A 20,329-nucleotide genomic window follows, 5' to 3' on the forward strand; every position below is an offset into this window, starting at 1 on the left:
GAGCTTTATATGGAAAAAGACAATATTTTGGAAGTTAAGGACCTTCATATAGATATTAAAATGATGGAAGGAACGCTGACTCCTGTAAGAGGTGTAAACTTTGAAATAAAGCGTGGAGAGACACTGGGACTTGTTGGAGAATCAGGATGCGGTAAATCAATTACCTGTAAGTCAATTCTGGCAATCAACGAGAGAAAGTGCATTCCCCGTGGTGAGATTCTCTTTAGAAACGAGGACGATACAGAGGTAGATATCCTCAAAATGGATCCAAAGGGAAAAGAGATTCGAAATGTGCGCGGTAAGCAGATTTCTATGATCTTCCAGGAGCCAATGGTGGCTTTTTCTCCAATGTATACCATAGGAAATCAGATAACTGAAGCAACTCTTTTGCATATTACAAAGGATAAAAAGAAAGCCAAAGAGATTTCCCTGGATGTAATGAGAAAAGTTGGAATAGCTAATGTAGAGAAGAGATACAATCAGTATCCTCACGAGTTTTCGGGTGGTATGCTCCAGAGAGCGCTTATTGCAATGGCCCTTGTTTGTAATCCCAAGCTTCTCATTGCCGATGAGCCAACAACAGCGCTTGATGTAACAATTCAGGCTCAGATTCTGGAACTAATGAAAGAACTCCAGAAAGAGTTTAATATGGCAATTCTTTTTATCACGCATGACCTTGGTGTTGTGGCCAAGATGTGCGACAGAGTTGCTGTTATGTACCTTGGAAGGATCGTAGAAACAGGTGATGCTAAGACTATCTATGCAAATCCGCAGCATCCGTACACCAGAGGCCTTATTGGCTCTGTGCACAAGATTGGCGGAAGGAAAGACGAGAGACTGTTTTCTATCGAAGGAACTGTTCCTCTTGCGATGAACCTTCCAAAACAGTGCGGATTCTATGACAGATGCGATTGCAGAATAGAGGGCTTATGTGACAAGGCAGAGCCTGAGCTTGTGGAAATCGAGCCGGGACATAAAATTGCATGTTTTAATTGTAGTAATCCTGCGTGTCAGGCCCACAGACAGGAAGTGGGAAAGAGACTTGCCATGGAGGCTGAGATGCAGCCGGAGGAAGGAGGTAAGAAGCGTGGAAAAAGATAATATTCTTGAAGTAAAGCATCTTCATAAGCGATTTACCTCCAAAAATGTCACTGTTAAGGCAGTTACCGATGTTTCTTTTACCGTCAAAGAGGGAGAGACAATCGGAATAGTCGGAGAGTCCGGATGCGGAAAAACTACCCTGGGAAGGTGCATTGTTCGTGCGTATGATGCATCAGAAGGAGAAGTTTATTATAGGACAGAAGCCGGAGAAGAAGTTGATTTTCTAAAAGTAGATAAAAAGAAGATGAAGGGTATCCGAAAGGAAATACAGATGATATTTCAGGATCCTTATTCTTCACTTGATCCCAGAATGACCGTCCTTGATATTATCAAGGAACCGCTTAAAGCCAATTATCCCAAGATGCCCAAAGGTGAGATGGATAATCTTGCCAAGGAGATGGCAGAAAAGGTAGGCCTTAATCCAGCTTATCTTATGAGATATCCACATGCATTTTCAGGCGGCCAGAGACAGCGTATCGGTATAGCAAGAGCGCTGGTCCTTAAACCCAAGATCATTGTCTGTGATGAGGCCGTATCTGCTCTTGACGTATCAATTCAGGCGCAGGTGATCAATCTTTTAAAAGACCTTCAAAAGGAGATGAAGCTGACTTATATCTTCATTTCACATGATTTGTCAGTAGTTGAACATATCTCTGATAAGGTCGGGGTAATGTATTTGGGCAAAATGGTGGAATACGGTGAGACGGAGCAGATATTTACAAGGCCCAAGCATCCATATACTGAAGCGCTTATGTCCGCTGTTCCTGTTGCAGATCCTACTTATCAGCAGGAGAGAATTCCGCTTAGAGGAGAAATACCAAATCCTGCTAATCCGCCAAGTGGATGCTATTTCCATACAAGATGCAGATATTGCAATGAGAAGTGTAAAGAAATAACTCCGGAGTACAAGGAGCTTGAAGCAGGACATTTTGCGTCATGTATCTACGCTGAGGAACTTAAGCTTAGAGGTTTTGAAATTACTAAATGATCATGATAGGCGTAGATGGCTATATGGCCGTTTACGCCTATATTTACAGGAGATTAGAGATGATGAAGATTTACAGAGCCCATGATTACAATGATATGAGTCGCAAAGCTGCAAATATCATATCGGCACAAATTATAATCAAACCCAATTGTGTGCTGGGGCTAGCTACAGGATCGACACCCCTTGGAATCTATGCTCAGCTCGTGGAATGGTATAAAAAGGACGACCTTGATTTTTCAAGGGTTAAGACCTTTAATCTCGATGAGTATGTTGGTTTGCCAGAGGATAATCCGCAAAGTTACCACTATTTTATGAATGAAAATCTCTTTTCCAAAGTAAATATTGAGAGAAATAATGTCCATGTTCCGGAGGGAACTAATGAAGATATAGAAGGCGAATGCCTGAGCTATGAAAGAGCAATCGATGCCCTTGGAGGAATTGATATGCAGCTTCTGGGTCTTGGCCCTAACGGACATATAGGATTTAATGAGCCGGGAAACTGTTTTACCAGGAAGACACATATTGTTGATCTATCTGAGAGTACTATAGAAGCAAACAAAAGATTTTTTGAAGACGCCTCAATGGTGCCCAGACAGGCCATTACCATGGGAATCGGAACTATCATGAAAGCCAGAAAGATCCTGATGGTTGTTGATGGGGCCAAAAAGGCGGAAGTTCTGATGAAGGCACTCACAGGAGAAGTAACTCCTGAGGTCCCTGCATCGATACTTCAGCTTCATCCTGATTTTACTCTGGTTGCGGATGACGAGGCGCTTAAATACATGTAATTATTATATTTGCAGCATCATTTGTCTGAACTGAAAACACTTAGTTGTTACCGGTATATTCATCAAGTATTTTGTGTTTGCTCAAGGCATTCAATCTGGCCGGATGGTCTTGGGGCATTGTATTTTTAACTGCTTCATCGCTGCTATTTACAAGATTCTCAAGATACTCTGTGAGAGAATCTTGAACGTCTTCATTGTTATCAAGGCCGGTATACAGTATTTCAGGAACAAATCCGAGAGTAGCAGCGGTATACCAATTCCCGTTAAATTTATTAGGATTTTCCTCAATATCTGTAACGGGTGAGTTTATTTTATTTGTAAGGTAGGCAATCACCAGCTCTTTTTCCGGGTCTATCATGAGAAGAGTACCCGTCCAACCCTGGTGACCAAAAGTAGTTGTTGAAGATTTGGTGCCAAAGTAATTGGTTCTCTGCATATCGCCCTGACGCCACCATCCAAGGCCCCAGTTCTTGTAATCATCAGACTTGGGCGCTGTGAACTGGTTTATAACTTCAGGGGAAAAGAACTGAATATCTCCGTAGGTTCCATCAAGCATCAGCGTACCGAGCATGGCAAGATCTGTAGCATTGGCAAAAACGCCGGCGTGTCCGGATATTCCGCCCATGCAGTAATAAGCCATTTCATCGTGTACCTGGCCCTGAACAGTATCTGTTCTGATCCCGTCAAAGGTAATATAGCCATCTCTTGTGTTGCCGTTAAGCTCAGTGGCAGCGCAGTCATCACGAGTAAAACCATTTTCAAGAGGATTGTAGGTTACATGGGTAAGCCCCATTGGCTTGCAGAAGGTATCCTGAAGATAAGTATTCAGGTCTTTTCCGGTCTTGGATTCAACTATAAGCCCCAGTAGCATATAGTCTACGTCTGAATACATGACCTTTGAACCGGGCTCAAACATAAGAGGCGTTTTACAAAAAGCTTCTATAGTAGCTTTTTTGGCACTACTATCTGCAGAAGTTGAAGAGAAGAGAGGATTAATTATCTCAGGGTCATACTCAAAAGTCTCAGGATTGATCGTTGGATTATGATATTTAGGACTTGGCGGAAATCCTCCCTGATGACGGAGAAGATGGGCTATAGTCAGCTCACTTTTCCATTGTTTGATCGTATCCAACGGCTCGTGAGAGCCTTCTTCATAATCTATGAAAATAGTATTATCGACAAATTCCTGTCCGAGAAAATCAGTGATTTTCTCATCTATACTTATTTCACCATCTGTGACAAGCTTTTGAAGTGCATAGTTAACGCCTATCATTTTGCTGACTGAAGCAAGATCATATAATGTGTCTTTTGTGACATCAGGAGAATCTGATTTTCTGGTTCCGTCCGGGTTATATGAATTTACTTTTCCAAAAGCATTTTCGTATACAAGTTTGCCACTACGAATTATTGATAACTGGGCGCTTGTAAAGCCTTGTTCAATATCGGATGTTATTATTTTTTCTATGAGATCTATACATTCCTGATGTATTCCCGCTTCTTCCAAAGTTCCATAGGGTATGACTAATGGCTCATCAGAAGCTATATCTGCAGATGCTCCTGCTATAGATGACGAGTCGCCTGAAGATAGTGCATCCGTAGAAGATGTAGCTTCGGAAGAGAGTGCATTATCAGTTTCTTCAAAAATGGTTACAGGAGTATCATTTTGTTCTGCGCTACTGCCACAGCCAGTGGATGTAATAAATAATAAACATGCAAGGCTTAAGGCAAGCGTCCGGTTTTTGTGTGCTGTTATTATCATGGAATCCCCCAAAAAGAATAGTATTAATTAACCCCAAAAAAATCAGGATATCTAACAATAATGATAGCACCAAAATTGTACCGGCGTGGTATTATTGTACGGGGATTCTAAATATCTGTTGGGGGGCTTCTATGAAAATTCACGGACTACAGAAAATGACATTGTTGGATTATCCAGGACTCGTTGCATGTACTGTTTTTTTAGGTGGATGCGATTTCAGATGCCCTTTTTGCCATAATTATGAGCTTGTTGACGGAAGCGCCGAGCCGGTAATGGATGAGGATGAATTCTTTTCTTTTCTGTCAAAGAGAGAAGGCATTTTAGATGGCGTTTGCATTACAGGAGGTGAGCCCTGCCTTAGGGCGGATCTTGCCAATTTTGCCAGGCAGATTAAGGAAATGGGCTTTACGGTTAAGCTTGACACTAACGGCGCACATCCAGACAGGGTTAAGGAGCTGATTGACCTTGGACTGGTCGATTATGTGGCAATGGATATCAAGAATTCGCCTGAAAAGTATGCAATGACGGCCGGACTTGGCGAAGACATTGATGGATGTAATAATCCAATGTTTGATTTTAATAAAATTAGGCAGACTGTAGCTCTTTTAATGGAAGACAGGGTGGATTATGAGTTTAGGACTACAGTAGTGGAACAATATCACAAAAAGGAAGATTTTGTGGCGATAGGACAATTAATTAAGGGGGCAAAAAAATATTTTTTACAGCAATTTGTAGCGCGGAACACTGTTCCTGACTGCACTTTGAAGGCTCCAAACCGTGAAACTATAGAAAAATATATTGAAGTAGTGAGGCGGTATGTCCCAAATGCAGAAGTGAGGGGAATTTAGACAAACCACAATATGTTGTGGTCGACATTTAGTCAATATCTATATGTTGACGCGATTATAAATTAATGTTATTTTTATCCTAGTAAATTTTCTTATGGTTTTCTTCTAGAGGGGGTTCTTATGTATCAGGTTGTAAAACGCGATGGCAAGATCGCAGATTTTAACATTTCCAAGATTTCATCGGCTATAACTAAGGCTTTTATAGCACTTGACAAGGATTATCATTCGAGTGTCATAGATCTTATTGCGCTCAGAGTCGCATCAGATTTTGAGGGCAAGGTTGCAGACGGCAAGATCACGGTTGAGGAGATCCAGGACAGCGTTGAGAAGGTGCTGTCTGAGGCCGGATATACTGATGTTGCCAAGGCTTATATTCTGTACCGCAAACAGCGAGAGAAGGTCCGTAACGTTAATTCTGCACTTGTTAATTACAAGGATATTGTTAACGATTACCTCAAGATAAATGACTGGAGAGTCAAAGAGAACTCTACAGTTACGTATTCAATCGGAGGCCTGATCCTGTCTAATTCCGGTGCTATTACAGCTAATTACTGGCTTTCTGAGGTTTATGACGATGAAATAGCTTCAGCGCATAGAAGTGCGGCTATTCATATTCATGACCTTGCTATGCTCAGCGGTTATTGCGCTGGCTGGAGCCTCAAACAACTGATACAGGAAGGGCTTGGTGGAGTTCCTGGTAAGATCACATCTTCACCTGCATGCCATCTCTCAACTCTTTGTAATCAGATGGTTAATTTCCTTGGGATCATGCAGAATGAGTGGGCGGGAGCTCAGGCGTTTTCTTCTTTTGATACATACCTTGCGCCATTTGTTAAGGTTGATAACTTGTCTCAGGCTGAGGTTAAACAGTGTATTCAGTCTTTTGTTTATGGAGTCAATACACCAAGCAGATGGGGAACGCAGGCGCCATTTTCTAATATAACTCTGGACTGGACAGTACCTAATGACCTCAAGAACCTTAATGCTATCGTTGGTGGCAAAGAGCTTGATTTCACTTATGGTGAATGCCAGCACGAGATGGATATGGTCAATAAGGCATTTATCGAAATAATGATCGAGGGAGATGCCAATGGAAGAGGATTTCAGTATCCTATTCCCACATATTCAATAACAAATGATTTTGATTGGAGTGAGACCGAGAACAACAAGCTTTTGTTTGAGATGACTGCTAAATATGGTACTCCATATTTTTCCAATTATATCAATTCTGATATGGAGCCAAGCGATGTTCGCTCTATGTGTTGCAGACTTCGTCTTGACCTTAGAGAACTCAGGAAGAAATCCGGCGGTTTCTTTGGATCAGGTGAGTCAACAGGTTCTATAGGTGTTGTAACCATCAACATGCCTAGAATTGCTTATCTTGCCAAGGATGAAGCTGATTTTTATAAGAGACTGGATCATCTGATGGATATAGCAGCCCGCTCGCTTAAGACCAAGAGAACTGTAATTACTAAGCTTCTTGAACAGGGCCTTTATCCTTATACCAAGAGATACCTTGGAACCTTTGCTAACCATTTCTCAACAATTGGCCTTATCGGAATGAATGAGGTTGGCCTTAATGCGAAATGGATAGGCGCAGATATGACTGATGAACGTACTCAGAACTTCACCAAGGAGGTTCTGGTGCATATGAGAGACAGGCTCTCTGATTATCAGGAAAAATATGGTGACCTCTATAACCTTGAGGCAACTCCGGCAGAGTCAACTACATATCGTTTTGCCAAACATGATAAAGAGGAGTATCCGGATATCATTACAGCTAACATGAATGGTACACCTTATTACACCAATTCATCGCATCTTCCGGTAGGTTATACTGAGGATATTTTTTCTGCACTTGATATTCAGGATGAGCTTCAGACTCTTTACACTTCCGGAACAGTTTTCCATGCTTTTCTTGGGGAGAAGCTTCCTGACTGGAAGGCCGCAGCAAGTCTCGTACGCAAGATTGCAGAGAATTATAAGCTTCCTTATTACACAATGTCTCCTACATATTCAGTATGTAAGAATCATGGTTATCTTGTTGGAGAACAGCCGATTTGCCCTCATTGTGGAGATAAGACAGAGGTTTACAGCCGAATTACCGGCTATTACCGTCCGGTAGCTAACTGGAATGATGGTAAGGCGCAGGAGTACAAGGACAGGAAGGTTTATGATATTGGCCATTCTACTTTGAAGCGAAATGGAAAAGGAACAAGCTTTGTAGAAGCCGCAGTTAAGAAGTCCAATAAAGATTCCAGCAGTAATGCGCTTAATGTTGATGATGCAATCATGCTTTTTAAGACGCAGACTTGTCCGAACTGTAAAATAGCCGGAATGATGCTGGATAAAGCCGGAGTGAATTATCGCGTTTTGGATGCAGAAGAGAATCCTGAGCTTGTAGAGAAATATAACATTATGCAGGCTCCAACACTGATAATACCGGGTGAAGACGGATTCAGGAAGCTTAATGGAGTATCTGACATCAAGGGATGGCTTGGAGAGAGAATTTCATGATTTTATGCTGAGCCAGGCCTTACGGCCTGGCTCATTGAAAGGATATATAGTTATGAGAAAAATTGATAAAAGTGTATTTATTGCTCCGGGAGCTCAGGTAATAGGCGATGTTACTATAGGAAGTGACAGCGGAATATGGTACAACGCTGTAGTAAGAGGAGACTCCAAGGAAATTCATATCGGAAAGCGTACTAATATCCAGGATCTTGCTGTTCTTCATGTTGATAAGGAATATCAACTTACTGTTGGCAATAATGTTACTATCGGGCATAGTGCTATTGTTCATGGATGCAGTGTTGGTGATAACGTGCTTGTTGGAATGGGCGCGATCATAATGAATGGTGCACATATCGGAAATAACTGTATTGTTGGTGCAGGAGCACTTGTTACAGAGAATACGGTTATTCCTGACGGAATGATTGCTTACGGCAATCCTGCCAAGGTTATAAGGCCTGTGGAAAATCAGGATAAAATGAGAATATTAGAAAATGCTGATATCTACGTACAGCATGCGACAGAGGCCAAAATGGGATTGAGGCATCGCAAAGCAATGCCTCTTTAATAAGTAACAAGTGTTATAATATTTTTTTGATCTTAAAGAATATCAGACTTCCAACTACTATGAATATGCTCAGAACGATAACGACGGGATAACCTAAGCGGGATTCCAATTCAGGCATATATTTGAAGTTCATTCCGTACCAGCCTACGATGAGTGTAAGAGGCATGAAGATCGTTGTAACCACGGTAAGAACTGTCATTATACGGTTCTGCCTTACATCAAGCTGTGACTGATACAAGTCGTTTAACTGGATAGTATAGTCTCTTAAATGTGTGGCAGAATCATACAGTCTGTCTACTCTGCTGGAAAACATATGGAAGTATCTGAGGTTTTCTTCTTTGAAGAAACCATTTTCATTTTCTTCAAGTTCCTGTCCAAGATCAAGCAGCTGTTCATAGTGGATACGAAGATCCCTTATATCACCGCGGATATCATTGTTTCTTTCCATATGAGCAGTTTCTGCATTGGACATGATCTCTTTTTCCAGACTATCCAGCTCTAATTCATACTTCTGCATAGTTCTCAGATCGTTATGAATGATCAATTCCAGAAAATCATACATAAAGCGTTCCAGACAGGGTTTTTTCCACTTTTTATAATGCTGGATTCTCCTGACAAGGCGTAAAGCTTCTTCGCCTTCGTCAATAAAGACAATACCGGTTTCATCAAGTACAAAAGAAAACTTTTGCGGTTCAGAGGTGTTTGAGGACTGAGTCGGTATATAAAATGTTCCGGTCAAGGAATCATAGTTGACCTCGGCCTTGGTGGTATATATTTCTTCACTGCTAAGATCAAAGTCTATACCCATATCAAAATTTTCATTCTGGGCGGCCCACTGCGCAGGAGTAAGTACAGCTACGTACGGCTCTGCCGCGTCGTGACACTGTTCTGCACTACATTCCTCCAGGGCGTTTTTTATAAGAAAAAACATGTGAAACCTCCTACCAATCAATACTTACAATGACATAATAACACAGATACAAGGATATCTGCGCTTATTTGCCATAAATATTTATGGTTCGTATAATTAAATAATAGTGTTTTTATGAGGAAAGTATTTAAGAAGGGAGATAAAATCATGAGTTTAGAGGCTAAAAAGGTGCTCTTGGACAGCGAACTTGAGACTGTCACAGGTGGCGCTCGTAAGATTCAGTTTATGAAGGTTGCATGCACTCACTGTAAAAAGATAATTCGCATCAATGTAGATGTTTCCGAAGCAAAATGCCCTTTCTGTAAGGAAATCAATACTTTCGCTGGCTAAAAATCTTTTTCTAAGCATACCATGCCACTTTATTTCTATATGAATTGTTATTTGTTATAATAGCAATGTTCTGCGGTTATCGGCAGAAATTATTACATGTTTTAATGGAGTGAGATTTGGTATGGAAAAGGTAAAAGAGGCAATTAGAAAAGAGTTTGCTGGCTGGAAAAAGTGGGAGGTAGCCTGGATTGTTCTGGCAACGGCAGTAATTCTGGGACTATCAATCTATTGGAAGGATTCTCTTATTGGAATTCTGGCGGCTGTTACAGGTATCTGGTGCGTTATTTTGACTGGAAAAGGTAAGCTTTCAAGCTTTTGGTTTGGAACTATCAATACGATTCTTTATGCGATCGTAGCATGGAGAGCGAGATACTGGGGCGAAGTAATGCTCAATCTTTTGTACTACGTTCCTATGAACTTTGTGGGACTCTATATGTGGTCCAAGAACATGAACAGCGAGACAGAAGAGGTTGTCAAAAAGAGAATGACTCTTAAGGGCAGTCTTATCGCTTATCTTCTTGTTGCAGTTGGAACTGTAGCTTATGGATATGTGCTTAAAATGATGAATGGCACACTTCCATTTGTTGATGCTATGAGCACAGTATTTTCAATATTTGCTCAGATCTTGTGTGTTAAGAGATACATGGAGCAGTGGGTTCTCTGGGTAGTAGTAGATGTTGTTACAGTAATCATGTGGGTTTACGCCTTTGCTACTGGCACAGGAGACATGGCAACAGTTCTTATGTGGAGCATTTATCTCATAAATGCCATAATAATGTTGGTAAAATGGATTTTAGATACCAGAGTTAATGCGACAACAAAAGAGGCATAATATGTATAAGATTGGTATGTATGGCGGAACCTTTAATCCTATGCATAATGGGCATCTGGAGTGCATTATCAAGGCTGCATGCATGTGTGAGAAGCTCTATATCGTGCTCAGCATAGGCAATAACAGGGACGAAGTGGACTACAGAGTTCGTTATAGATGGCTGTATCAGGCTACCAAACATATAGGTAACGTCGAGATTTTTACAATATCAGATGATTGCGAAACCAAGCAGGAATACACTCTGGAAGCTTCTAAGGCTGATTCTGAATATGTCAAAAAACATATCGGAGAGCCTATCGATGTTGTGTTCTGTGGATCTGATTACGATGCAGATAGCTTTTGGAACGTAAATTACCCTGATAGCGAATTCTATGTGTTTGAGCGAAATGATATCAGCTCAACAGCTATTCGCGAGGATCTTTATGGGCACTGGGACTGGCTGCCAACCTTTGTTAGACCTTATTATGTTAAAAAGGTGCTGCTGATAGGAGTTGAGAGCTCTGGTAAGTCGATAATGACTGTGAATCTGGCCAATTACTACAACACAAATTACATCGAGGAAGCTGGCAGGGATTTATCTGAGAAATCCGGCACCGATACACTGATGCTGGATGAGGATTTCACTGAGATTTTGCTTACTCAGAAGCTCAATGAGATGAAGACAGTAGAGCAGAGTAACAGAGTTCTTTTCTGCGACACAGATTGCCTTATCACTCAGTTTTTCCTAAAATTCCTAGGTGGTAATGAGGAAAACATCAAGCTTTCTGATGCTATTGATGCCCTTAACAGTTATGATCTGGTTCTTTTCCTGGCACCTGATGTTAAATGGGTTCAGGATGGCGACAGGAGCACTGAGATCAGAGATAATCGCGACAAATATCGCAAGATGATAGCAGATATCTATGAGTCTCATGGCAAGAAGTTTGAGTATATAGAGGGCGACTATCTTACTAAGTTCAATAGGTGTGTTGAGTTGGTGGATAAGATGCTTGCGCCACAGAAATAGCACATGAAAACAGCCCCAACCCTGAGCCAGGATTGAGGCTGTCTTTACGTTTTAATTAGTTAAGTCCGATGATTCCGCCAACGATTCCAACATTAACAGGAACGCTGAATATTACTGTTTATATCGTAGTGGAGTTTGCCAAGGATTGAGTCCTTGATATCAGATTCTCGGATATCCCCATAGAGGAGCCTGTCTACCTCATCTTCAGACGAGAATAGTCCCTTGTAGGTATTCATAACTTGTTTTTTGTAGTCTTGAGAGAAAATATGATGTTTGAGCAAGATGTCTTTGACCACGTCCGCATGGTTTTGGTAGATTTTTTCAAGCTGGAAAGTTTTGCAATTCTCCTCTAATCTATTTGCTTGCGTTTTGCTGCCGTGTTCATCCTCGGTATTGTAATTCAGAGTTACATTCAATTGATCCTTGCCAAGGCCTATACATTCTATGTAATTCTCAGGAGTATATCCGAATGTGAGCAGAGCATTGATATCAATATGTTCATAGGGGTTTAGATTATTTTTGTAGTTAAATGGCTTCTGCCCCTTAAAGCTTGAATTACATGTGTTACAGGATGGCACCAGATTGTATATGGACATGGAAAAATATGGATATAGAGCCTTGGGCAGGAAATGATCAAGATCTGCCCTTGATCGACCTTTGGACTTCCCCATATATATCGTGTTGATAAAGGCTCTGTTGCAATATGGGCATACAGAAAGATCTAATTTCAGTAAAAAGGCATAAGCACCCCAGTTCTTTCTGGATTCGCCGGGGCGAAAACTTTTTTTGGATTTATCGGTGGGATCTCTTTTTGCAAAATTTTCATATCCAAGAGCATCTAAAATCGCATTTGAAAAAGATCTGTTTTTTGACTGACATTCATTAAATGCTTCATTATAATCTCTTTTTATGACTTCAAGTTCTGATTTCATCTTTTCCGGAGTCATGAGAAAGATGGATTCGGTATATTTGGTATCATCGCCAAGAAGTTCAACCTGGGTGATGAGATAGTCTACCAGCGTTTTGATTTTTGGGTTTCCCTGATAGATCTTTCTTTTTCTTTTTAGCGCATTAAGCCTTGTTTTGATGTTAGACTCATTGTATATGTAGTCTCTATGATTTTGCAGTATTTCATCTGTGAGCTCTATTCTAATCATGCTTTATTCTCCGCAATTTAGATCTTAATTCTTTTGATGTTCAGCTCTTTCTTCTTTCAAACGTCTGAGTCTTTCTTCGGTATACTTAATTTCTCGGTCCAGTACGCTGAGAGTACTGTTTTTTAGCTTTTCCTCGCGCATTTTCTCAAGCTTGCGGCTTACGAGACTATCACCAACAATATCTATTATTTTTTTATCAATTCCTTCTTCGTCGAGATAGTTCTCGTCATAGTTCAATCTATACAGCATTTCGTTGATCTTGGATTTGGCAAAGCTTCCTACTACTCCTTTGTCCATGAAAAACTCATTTATTAAAAGAGTAGTGATATTGGTACCAAAGGTTTTTCCAAGAATGCTACTATCTCTTACAGTTAGGCCTTCTTCGTTTAAGCCTTCCAGACACAGAATGTTCGTCCTTGGAAGGTCAGACAGTATAAATGGAGAATTGGTGGAGAGTATCAGCTGTATATCCTTATCTTTAAAGAAGTAGCTGCTCATTTTAAGGAAATTTAACACAAAGTTTTTCTGTGCATCTGGGTGTAGATACAATTCACCTTCATCAACCATTATTAGAAGCTCGCTCTTTTCGCTATCTATCTGTTCTGCAAGATTTCCAAGCCTACCCACCATGTCGAAATGTCCGTTATATCCGGAGCAAATATCATCGTGGTCGATCACGATGCCAAATGTCTGAGGTTTACACTTTTCATCTGTAAAGTCATTGATAAAGGCAAAAAATTCATCGCGAACTTTTTTATATTCGATCTGAGCAAACAGTAAGGTATCATGATTACTGTCTGCTTCCTGCTTCTCAGCTACAAAATCTACAGCAGATTTCTCGCTTAGAGTCACGAAATCTGCGTAAGTGTGTGAGTACTTTTTTAAGATGTTATCTACTATTTTCAGCTTTTTGCCTTCACTTCCAGCTGCGCTCATTTTTTGTTCTGTCATATGATTGTCCTGCTTGGCATTAAAATCTTTTAACACCTTGTCGGAGTCAGCGTCATCAGTATTACTGTCAGATACAAGATTGGAAGCAGCTTGAGAATATACCAATTCTTCTATTATCTTATCAAGAATGTCTACGATGTTGTCCTTGGTGTCCTCTAAATCTACATCTTGATAATCCAGTACTTCATTTTCTATAGAATACATTATTGCTCCGTATTCCCCTGCAAGATCATGAAAGGAATCTTCTGCAATAAGATCTCTGCACTTTTCTATTTCATCAGCTAATTCGCATGTGAAATCCTCGTCAAAAAGATAGTCAGGGGCTTCGATGAGTCTTTCTCTATACTCCTTAAGGATGGTTATAGCATAATCAAACTTGTCTGCAGATGGGGATTCATTTACAGGGTCATCGTTGCTTTCATTTTCGTAATAGTTTTCTTTTTCCGTACGGACATGTTTGAAAGAATCAAGCTTGATACTTTCAGCATATTTATGAAGAGAGAATCTGTCCGTTTCATTATTGAGTTTAGACCATATCTGCTGGCAGACTTCTCCAACGCTCAGGTCAGATTCTTTTATTGAATCTATTATTGTTTCTTCCAGTAAAAGATATCCCAGCTCATTTTGAAAGGCTTCTCTAAGGACTTTTTTTGTTTTTTTGCCCTGCGCTGACTCTTTTGCCCTTTGATCATCAATACTATTTTTTAGCCGATCGAGTAAATGCTCATCATCCTTAATGTCTGAATAAAGAGCATCTTTTTCCATATAATAATCCAACAGTGATATTTTTAATTTATCAGGAAAGTCGAACATTAAGGCATTATTTGTGGACAGGTCGGGATATTTGGCCATGAGCGCTACACGTTTAAGTATTTCGTTTTCCTTAAAGTCAGCAATCCCAAATTCATCGCGGATAAGATTGTCAGGAGCCATGCTTCTGATATTTCTTACAAATTCGTTTAGCATTTTGTTGGTGCAGATATCATCCAGATTGCTGGCTGTCTGTAACGGAGATGCTTTGTCAAAGACACCGGAAAAATAGATCTGCTTTTTCTTTTTCAACATATCTTTTTCTGGAAGTACTATTACATTTTTGTCGTAACCATGTGCTTTCAAGCTTGTATTAATATTGTCCAGAGTCTTGTTTTTATAAAAATTGTGGATGTTTGTAGTGATAAACAACTGCTTGTCATCCAAGTTTTCATGAATCATAACGTAGCTGTACTGCGAAAGAGATGCATTGGAATTTTTGTCTTCTCTTAGAACATTGCTGATCATTCTAAGAACTGAAGTTTTGCCTGCGCTGTTACGACCAACAATTGCAGATATTTCGCGAACACCGGTGTTAATAACCGGCATATCTGAACTATATTCTTCATCTTCTTTGGAGAATCTGACAGTTTTATAGAAATCATAGATATATTCAGAAGTTTTTTTGGTAACTACAAGATAGGGCCACTCATGACCACTTTTTTTCATCTCATAAAAAAACGGCCCGCCAAGATTGATATTGATAGGAACCTTTATATCATTATATTCAGTAAGGCCAATATACCGTATTACCATTTCCCCGTCCCCTTTTAAGTAATAGTGCAAATTAAGTATATTTTAGCACTCGGGCGAGACATTTACTATGAGGTTTGAGTTGTGATTCATGAATGCCATGAAAACAGCCCCAACCCTGAGCCAGGATTGAGGCTGTATTTGCGTTTGATCAGTTAATTCCGTCGATGGTTCCGTCTTTGTGTACAACTTCAAGTTTGCATCCAAGACCGAATGCTGCAACTGAACCGGCAATCAATGCCCACGGAGCAGCAGCCAGACCGATAATTCCTCCAACGATACCAACATTAACAGGTACGCTGAATACTACTTCATCACCTTTTTTGATCTGGATTCTGTCAACATTGCCATCTTCAACCTTCTTTTTAAGCTTGTCGATCAGTTCCTTGATATCATCACTGATTTCTTTTGAATCCGGCTGAATAAGCTTTATAGCTGCATCTACATCTCCGTCAGTTTTAACGAGGGCTTCCTTTGCAGCCTTAAAATCCACACCTGTCTCTTCCATAACCTTCTCTACTGCCTGTAATGTTATTTCCATACGTTTATTCTCCTTTTGATCAAAACCATTGTTATCAGTTACTTGTTTATGTAATCATTGTACGATAGTCGGGATAACGATTATATACCAATTTTGGAAAAATAAATGGAATATTTCGCACAATTTGCAAATTAGTCTGTTTATTTGCGATAAATATAGAGTATAGTAAATATGAGTGTGATCATTCATTCTATCGGGGGATTCTATGGATAATACCAATCTTAAAATCACAGAACTTATAGAAAATATGCAAAAAAGGCTGTTAGGCAAGGATGAGGTGATAAAGAGTGCAGTGACTTGTCTTATTGCTGGAGGACATTTGCTTCTTGAAGATGTTCCGGGAGTTGGCAAAACATCTCTTGCCAAGGCGCTTGCAGACTCTGTTTCAGTTTCTTTTTCCAGAATACAGTGCACGCCTGATACCACACCTTCAGACATTACAGGCCTTTCTATATATAGTCCCGCCAGGGAAAGCTTTCAGGTGGTTCCGGGACCGGTGTTAAATAACATTGTCCTTGCGGATGAGCTCAACAGAACGTCTCCCAAGACGCAGTCTGCGCTATTGGAAGTTATGGAAGAGCACAGGGTAACAATTGATGGGCATGAGTATCCTGTACCTGAGCCGTTTATGGTCATTGGAACACAGAATCCTTCTGATATGGCAGGTACATATCCGCTTCCGGAGTCTCAGCTGGACAGGTTTATGATCAAGCTTTCGCTCGGATATCCGAATTCGGCCGCTTCAGAGGATATAGCAAGGCGCTTTTTGAGCGGTGAATTACATGATAAGACTACTCCGGTCCTGTCAGGACAGGATATTATCAGTATGCAGAGGGAAGCCGGTAAGGTTAGCATTCATGACAACCTTAGAACCTATGCGGTCAGTATAATAGAGGCAACTAGAAATAAGGCAGAGATTTCATGTGGGGCCTCTACAAGAGCTCTTTTGGCTATGCTGCGGTGCTCTCAGGCGCTGGCTTATATGGAGGGGCGTGATTACTGCATTCCGGAGGATATTGCAAATGCTGCCAGATTAACGATTCCGCACAGACTTATTCTTACCGCAGAGGCGAGGCTTAGCCGCGTTACTAAGACAGATATGGTTAAAAAGATACTTGAACAAGTGAAGGTTTCATGAAAATTAAAGTTCAGAAGTGGAAGTTCATAATTTATCTTGTGGTTGTGGCAGCATGCTTTGCATTTGCCAGTTTTTACGGCGGCCCGGTAGCTTTTGCCTGGTTGTACGGAGTTTTGTTACTCATTCCGGTTTCAATACTATATATTTTTGTAAACAATAGTTTCCTTCGAATTTATCAGGAAATTGAGGTTCATAAACTCACAAAAGGCGAAGTGCATAGTTACAGAGTGGCTATAGACAATGAGGGAATACTACCGATTCACAGGATGAAGTTATATCTCTATGAGGACAGGTGTGACCTGTATGAAATTGAAAATGGTCAGGAGATATCTCTAAGAATCCATGAGAAAAAAGAGCTCTCATCAGGTATAAACTGCAGATATTCGGGGGCATATAATGTTGGAGTTGAATGTGTTTCTTTTGCAGATCCATTCGGAATTTATACAATAACTATTGATATTCCATATTCCTTTAGAGCTATTGTCAGCCCAAGGATTACTGATATGGCAGACCGAGTTCTTGATATTGAGAATCAGTATAATAGCACTGGCCTTAAGAGCCCGAGGCTGGTAGAAAATACCCCGGGAAGCGATATTAGGCCATATCAAAGGGGAGATTCTCTTAATTCGATAAACTGGAAACTATCTGCAAGATTATCTGAGCTGGTTTCCAGAGTTCCTGACAAAATGGAAAAAAGAAGTGTTACTCTTCTTTTACAGGCAGTTAATGTGCCTGAAAGAGAGCAGGACACAGCTTTTCTTAAAAAGAGGGATTTTTTCCTGGAGTTTGCAGTATCAGCTGCCTGGCACTTTGCCAATCAGGGGGTTCCTGTCAGGATTATTTATCCATCAGGGAAAATAAGTGAAAGCTTCGTTGACTCTTATGAAAGCTTTCTGGAATTTTATGACATTATTGCAGATAGCATATTCTATAGCTCCAGTGAAGAATTCGATGAGCTTATCAAAAGGACATATGACGTGAGGAATGGCGTGTATGAAGGGGATACATGGATTATCATCAGAGAAAACCCTGAGCCGGGAGAGGATTACTACCTTATTTGCGGATGAAATCAGGATTCATATGTTTGTTTTTTCTCTGGTTTCCATATTTACGGAAATTTTTATAACTATGCGAGGAGACGTTGCAGACTTAAGGCGTGAAGAGTTTTCTTTGTTTGTAATTGGTTTCTTTGCTCTATTTAGCGCGATGGAATATGTCTTTGGCGTTTTTGTCAGCAGGCTGACATCTGTTTTTACGTCGCTTATTCCTGCGCTTCTTTTATTTTTACTTCTTAGAAATAATGCATTAATCCCGCATATAGAACTAGCGATGGCGGTAGCAGTGATAATAAGGCTTCTCTTTGCACTTATGACTTATAAGGAGCAGGTTATTACCTGGGGAGCCTTTGTATTATCTGCAGTGGCTGTTTATCTGTGCCTTATCAGAAAAACTTTTGACGGTGCTGTTTTTACTGATAAGCTATTATTTGTCTGTCTTGCAGCCCTTGTTCTATCGTCTTCCCAAAGACTTTTTTGTGAGAAAAAGAATAATGCATTTCCCTTCTACTATTTTGTCATCATTTCTTTCTTTTCGTTAATTCTTCCCATGAAAACAGAGCCCATTGACTGGACAAAGGCTATAGAAGTAGGTGAAAGAATAGTTTCAGGGTTCAAAGATGCAGCTGATAATGCGTCATATTATCTTTCTTTCGTGTTTAAAGATGATTCATATACAGCCGGATACAGTTCTTTTGACGTAACGGGAGACCGCGTGGGAAAGTCTGACAAGGTACAGCTATTACTTGAAACTAATGAGAAGCCCTTTTTTATTTTTAAGGATGAAGAAACAGGGGCTAATATGAAGATGCGCAGAAATGTATATCTGTCCGGTGGAAGGGGAGTGGAAGCTGCAAACGTTGTAAGATACTTAAATTTTCTGCATTCGCAGGGGGCAGACAGGGAAGTAGCGGCTCTTTTTTCACAATTATCACGTGTAAATATAGAATATGTGTATCTTGATACTCAGGATGAAATTGCGCCGATCAACTCTTATGTACTGACAAATGAAGGGAGAAAAATCGAGGCAGGCGTATCCGGGACACAGCATAAAAAAGGCTACAGGCTGCAGGCAAGATTTCTGGATATTGATTATGGAAGCCCTTATCTTATTAGTATGCTGGAGAATTCACCGACTGCCTTAAAGGAAGAGGATATGTCTTTTGCTGAGGCTAATAGCTATATGCAGGAAATATACAATATGCCTCTTGATAGCATTATGACAGAAGCTGAATATGAGAGGGCTGTGAAGATAGATGAAGAGTATTTGAAGGGATATACAGATACAGCGGGTTCCTCTGAGAGGATGAAGGATCTGGTAAAAGAGCTGACGAATGGAAGTGTCAGTGAATATGAGAAGTGCAAAAATATTGAAACCTATCTGCGTCAATATCCATACAGCACTGATACTGCCGGTGGACATGAGCCTGGCTCAAATATGAGTACTGCTGAGGGAATGGCTGATATTGCTGACAGATTTTTGTTTGAAACGCAAAAGGGTTATTGTGTTCATTATGCTTCTTCTATGGTGATGCTCCTAAGACTTGCGGGAATATCGGCCCGTGTGTCAGTGGGATACAGGTATGCTTACCCATTTGAACAAATGGAAACTTATTCTGTTGGGAGTAACTGTGCGCATGCATGGCCTGAAGCTTATCTTCAGGGCTTTGGCTGGATGCCTTTTGAGCCTACAAGTGCCTATATGACAGCGGCAGATTTTTCTTGGCATAGAGTCGCGGCGCCTGATAAAAAGGAAATAGGGAAAAATACGGTATATGAGCAGCCAAGTATCCCGGATATCCCGGAAGTTATCAAGCCTGAACCCGTGGAGCAGGAGAATAATACGGCTACGACGCAGATTCTTATGATTGCTGCAATTGTGGCCCTTAGTATTATTTTGTTAATAGTTCTTTTAATAGCCGGGACGATTGTGATCAGAAATATCGTTTATAGGCGTGGAAATAATGAAAAAAGGCTTTCCATGGATGTGGAGATGATAAAAAGGGTACTGAGAAAGCTATATAAAGGTGATTTTACAGATAGAGGCCTTTTGTCAGATTATGTAGAGATAGCGCCGTTTGATCATCAGGCAGAAATAAAGAAAGTATTTGATATTTATTACAGAAGCATTTATGCAAGCACAGAGAGCAGGCATGTTTCCGTGGATGAGGCGGAAATGGCCAGATTACTGAGATTAAAGCTGTCTAATTTGCAATAAATGATGTTTATTAAAAACAGGCAAAAAAATAATATAATGATATA

General features: G+C 40.4%; 17 protein-coding genes. 12 read left to right on the top strand and 5 right to left on the bottom strand.

Going from position 1 to position 20,329, the window contains the following annotated elements:
- The first annotated feature begins 9 nt into the window (after positions 1-9).
- From BPR_RS15175 to nagB, 3 genes are all read left to right on the top strand, one after another.
- Entirely contained in the window at positions 10-1,101 is a 1,092-nt protein-coding gene (locus tag BPR_RS15175; protein ID WP_013282368.1) for an ABC transporter ATP-binding protein, read from the top strand.
- Positions 1,088-2,089: an ABC transporter ATP-binding protein gene (locus tag BPR_RS15180; RefSeq protein ID WP_013282369.1), complete on the top strand. Its 1,002-nt coding sequence runs from the start codon at positions 1,088-1,090 to the stop codon at positions 2,087-2,089. The genes BPR_RS15175 and BPR_RS15180 overlap by 14 nt, the downstream gene beginning before the upstream one ends.
- A gap of 62 nt (positions 2,090-2,151) precedes the next feature.
- On the top strand, positions 2,152-2,877 hold the full coding sequence (nagB, locus tag BPR_RS15185) for a glucosamine-6-phosphate deaminase (protein ID WP_013282370.1): 726 nt from the start codon (positions 2,152-2,154) through the stop codon (positions 2,875-2,877).
- A gap of 40 nt (positions 2,878-2,917) precedes the next feature.
- On the opposite strand, the gene pbp4b is transcribed toward nagB, so the two are convergent.
- On the bottom strand, positions 2,918-4,636 hold the full coding sequence (gene pbp4b / locus BPR_RS15190; RefSeq protein ID WP_052301845.1) for a penicillin binding protein PBP4B: 1,719 nt from the start codon (positions 4,634-4,636) through the stop codon (positions 2,918-2,920).
- Between the two features lie 131 nt (positions 4,637-4,767).
- On the opposite strand from pbp4b, the gene BPR_RS15195 reads away from it, so the two are divergent.
- The 3 genes from BPR_RS15195 (at position 4,768) to BPR_RS15205 (ending at position 8,563) form a co-directional block, all read left to right on the top strand.
- On the top strand, positions 4,768-5,484 hold the full coding sequence (locus BPR_RS15195; RefSeq protein ID WP_013282373.1) for an anaerobic ribonucleoside-triphosphate reductase activating protein: 717 nt from the start codon (positions 4,768-4,770) through the stop codon (positions 5,482-5,484).
- Between the two features lie 120 nt (positions 5,485-5,604).
- Positions 5,605-8,001 carry a ribonucleoside triphosphate reductase gene (locus BPR_RS15200; RefSeq protein WP_013282374.1) on the top strand — a complete coding sequence of 799 codons (2,397 nt, stop codon included), beginning with the start codon at positions 5,605-5,607 and terminating at the stop codon, positions 7,999-8,001.
- A gap of 52 nt (positions 8,002-8,053) precedes the next feature.
- Positions 8,054-8,563, top strand: coding sequence for a gamma carbonic anhydrase family protein (locus BPR_RS15205; protein WP_042258371.1), 510 nt, complete (start codon positions 8,054-8,056; stop codon positions 8,561-8,563).
- 13 nt (positions 8,564-8,576) lie between these two features.
- Here the strand turns inward: BPR_RS15205 and BPR_RS15210 are convergent, their stop codons facing one another.
- Positions 8,577-9,494, bottom strand: a complete 918-nt coding sequence (locus BPR_RS15210) for a magnesium transporter CorA family protein (protein ID WP_013282376.1) — start codon at positions 9,492-9,494, stop codon at positions 8,577-8,579.
- Positions 9,495-9,641: 147 nt separating this feature from the next.
- On the opposite strand from BPR_RS15210, the gene BPR_RS15215 reads away from it, so the two are divergent.
- The 3 genes from BPR_RS15215 to BPR_RS15225 all read left to right on the top strand — a co-directional run bounded on the left by BPR_RS15215 (position 9,642) and on the right by BPR_RS15225 (position 11,662).
- Positions 9,642-9,824, top strand: a complete 183-nt coding sequence (locus BPR_RS15215; protein WP_026662204.1) for a hypothetical protein — start codon at positions 9,642-9,644, stop codon at positions 9,822-9,824.
- Positions 9,825-9,945: 121 nt separating this feature from the next.
- Positions 9,946-10,656, top strand: a complete 711-nt coding sequence (gene pnuC / locus BPR_RS15220; RefSeq protein WP_013282377.1) for a nicotinamide riboside transporter PnuC — start codon at positions 9,946-9,948, stop codon at positions 10,654-10,656.
- A gap of 1 nt (position 10,657) precedes the next feature.
- The gene (locus BPR_RS15225) at positions 10,658-11,662 is read left to right on the top strand and encodes an AAA family ATPase (RefSeq protein WP_013282378.1); all 1,005 of its coding nucleotides are present in this window, start codon (positions 10,658-10,660) and stop codon (positions 11,660-11,662) included.
- Positions 11,663-11,754: 92 nt separating this feature from the next.
- On the opposite strand, the gene BPR_RS15230 is transcribed toward BPR_RS15225, so the two are convergent.
- The 3 genes from BPR_RS15230 to BPR_RS15240 all read right to left on the bottom strand — a co-directional run bounded on the left by BPR_RS15230 (position 11,755) and on the right by BPR_RS15240 (position 15,874).
- The gene (locus tag BPR_RS15230) at positions 11,755-12,819 is read right to left on the bottom strand and encodes an HNH endonuclease (RefSeq protein ID WP_013282379.1); all 1,065 of its coding nucleotides are present in this window, start codon (positions 12,817-12,819) and stop codon (positions 11,755-11,757) included.
- 24 nt (positions 12,820-12,843) lie between these two features.
- Complete coding sequence (locus tag BPR_RS15235; RefSeq protein WP_013282380.1) at positions 12,844-15,336, bottom strand: AAA family ATPase; 2,493 nt, start codon at positions 15,334-15,336, stop codon at positions 12,844-12,846.
- Positions 15,337-15,484: 148 nt separating this feature from the next.
- Positions 15,485-15,874: a DUF4342 domain-containing protein gene (locus BPR_RS15240; protein ID WP_013282381.1), complete on the bottom strand. Its 390-nt coding sequence runs from the start codon at positions 15,872-15,874 to the stop codon at positions 15,485-15,487.
- A 205-nt stretch (positions 15,875-16,079) separates the two neighbouring features.
- Here BPR_RS15240 and BPR_RS15245 point away from each other — a divergent pair, with 205 nt between their 5' ends.
- The 3 genes from BPR_RS15245 (at position 16,080) to BPR_RS15255 (ending at position 20,285) form a co-directional block, all read left to right on the top strand.
- Positions 16,080-17,012, top strand: coding sequence for an AAA family ATPase (locus BPR_RS15245; RefSeq protein ID WP_013282382.1), 933 nt, complete (start codon positions 16,080-16,082; stop codon positions 17,010-17,012).
- Positions 17,009-18,079 carry a DUF58 domain-containing protein gene (locus BPR_RS15250; protein ID WP_013282383.1) on the top strand — a complete coding sequence of 357 codons (1,071 nt, stop codon included), beginning with the start codon at positions 17,009-17,011 and terminating at the stop codon, positions 18,077-18,079. Before BPR_RS15245 ends, BPR_RS15250 begins: the two co-directional genes overlap by 4 nt.
- Positions 18,080-18,140: 61 nt before the next feature.
- Complete coding sequence (locus BPR_RS15255) at positions 18,141-20,285, top strand: transglutaminase-like domain-containing protein (RefSeq protein WP_167531178.1); 2,145 nt, start codon at positions 18,141-18,143, stop codon at positions 20,283-20,285.
- Positions 20,286-20,329 lie beyond the last annotated feature (44 nt).

The sequence above is a fragment of the Butyrivibrio proteoclasticus B316 genome (assembly GCF_000145035.1).
Lineage (GTDB): Bacteria > Bacillota > Clostridia > Lachnospirales > Lachnospiraceae > Butyrivibrio > Butyrivibrio proteoclasticus.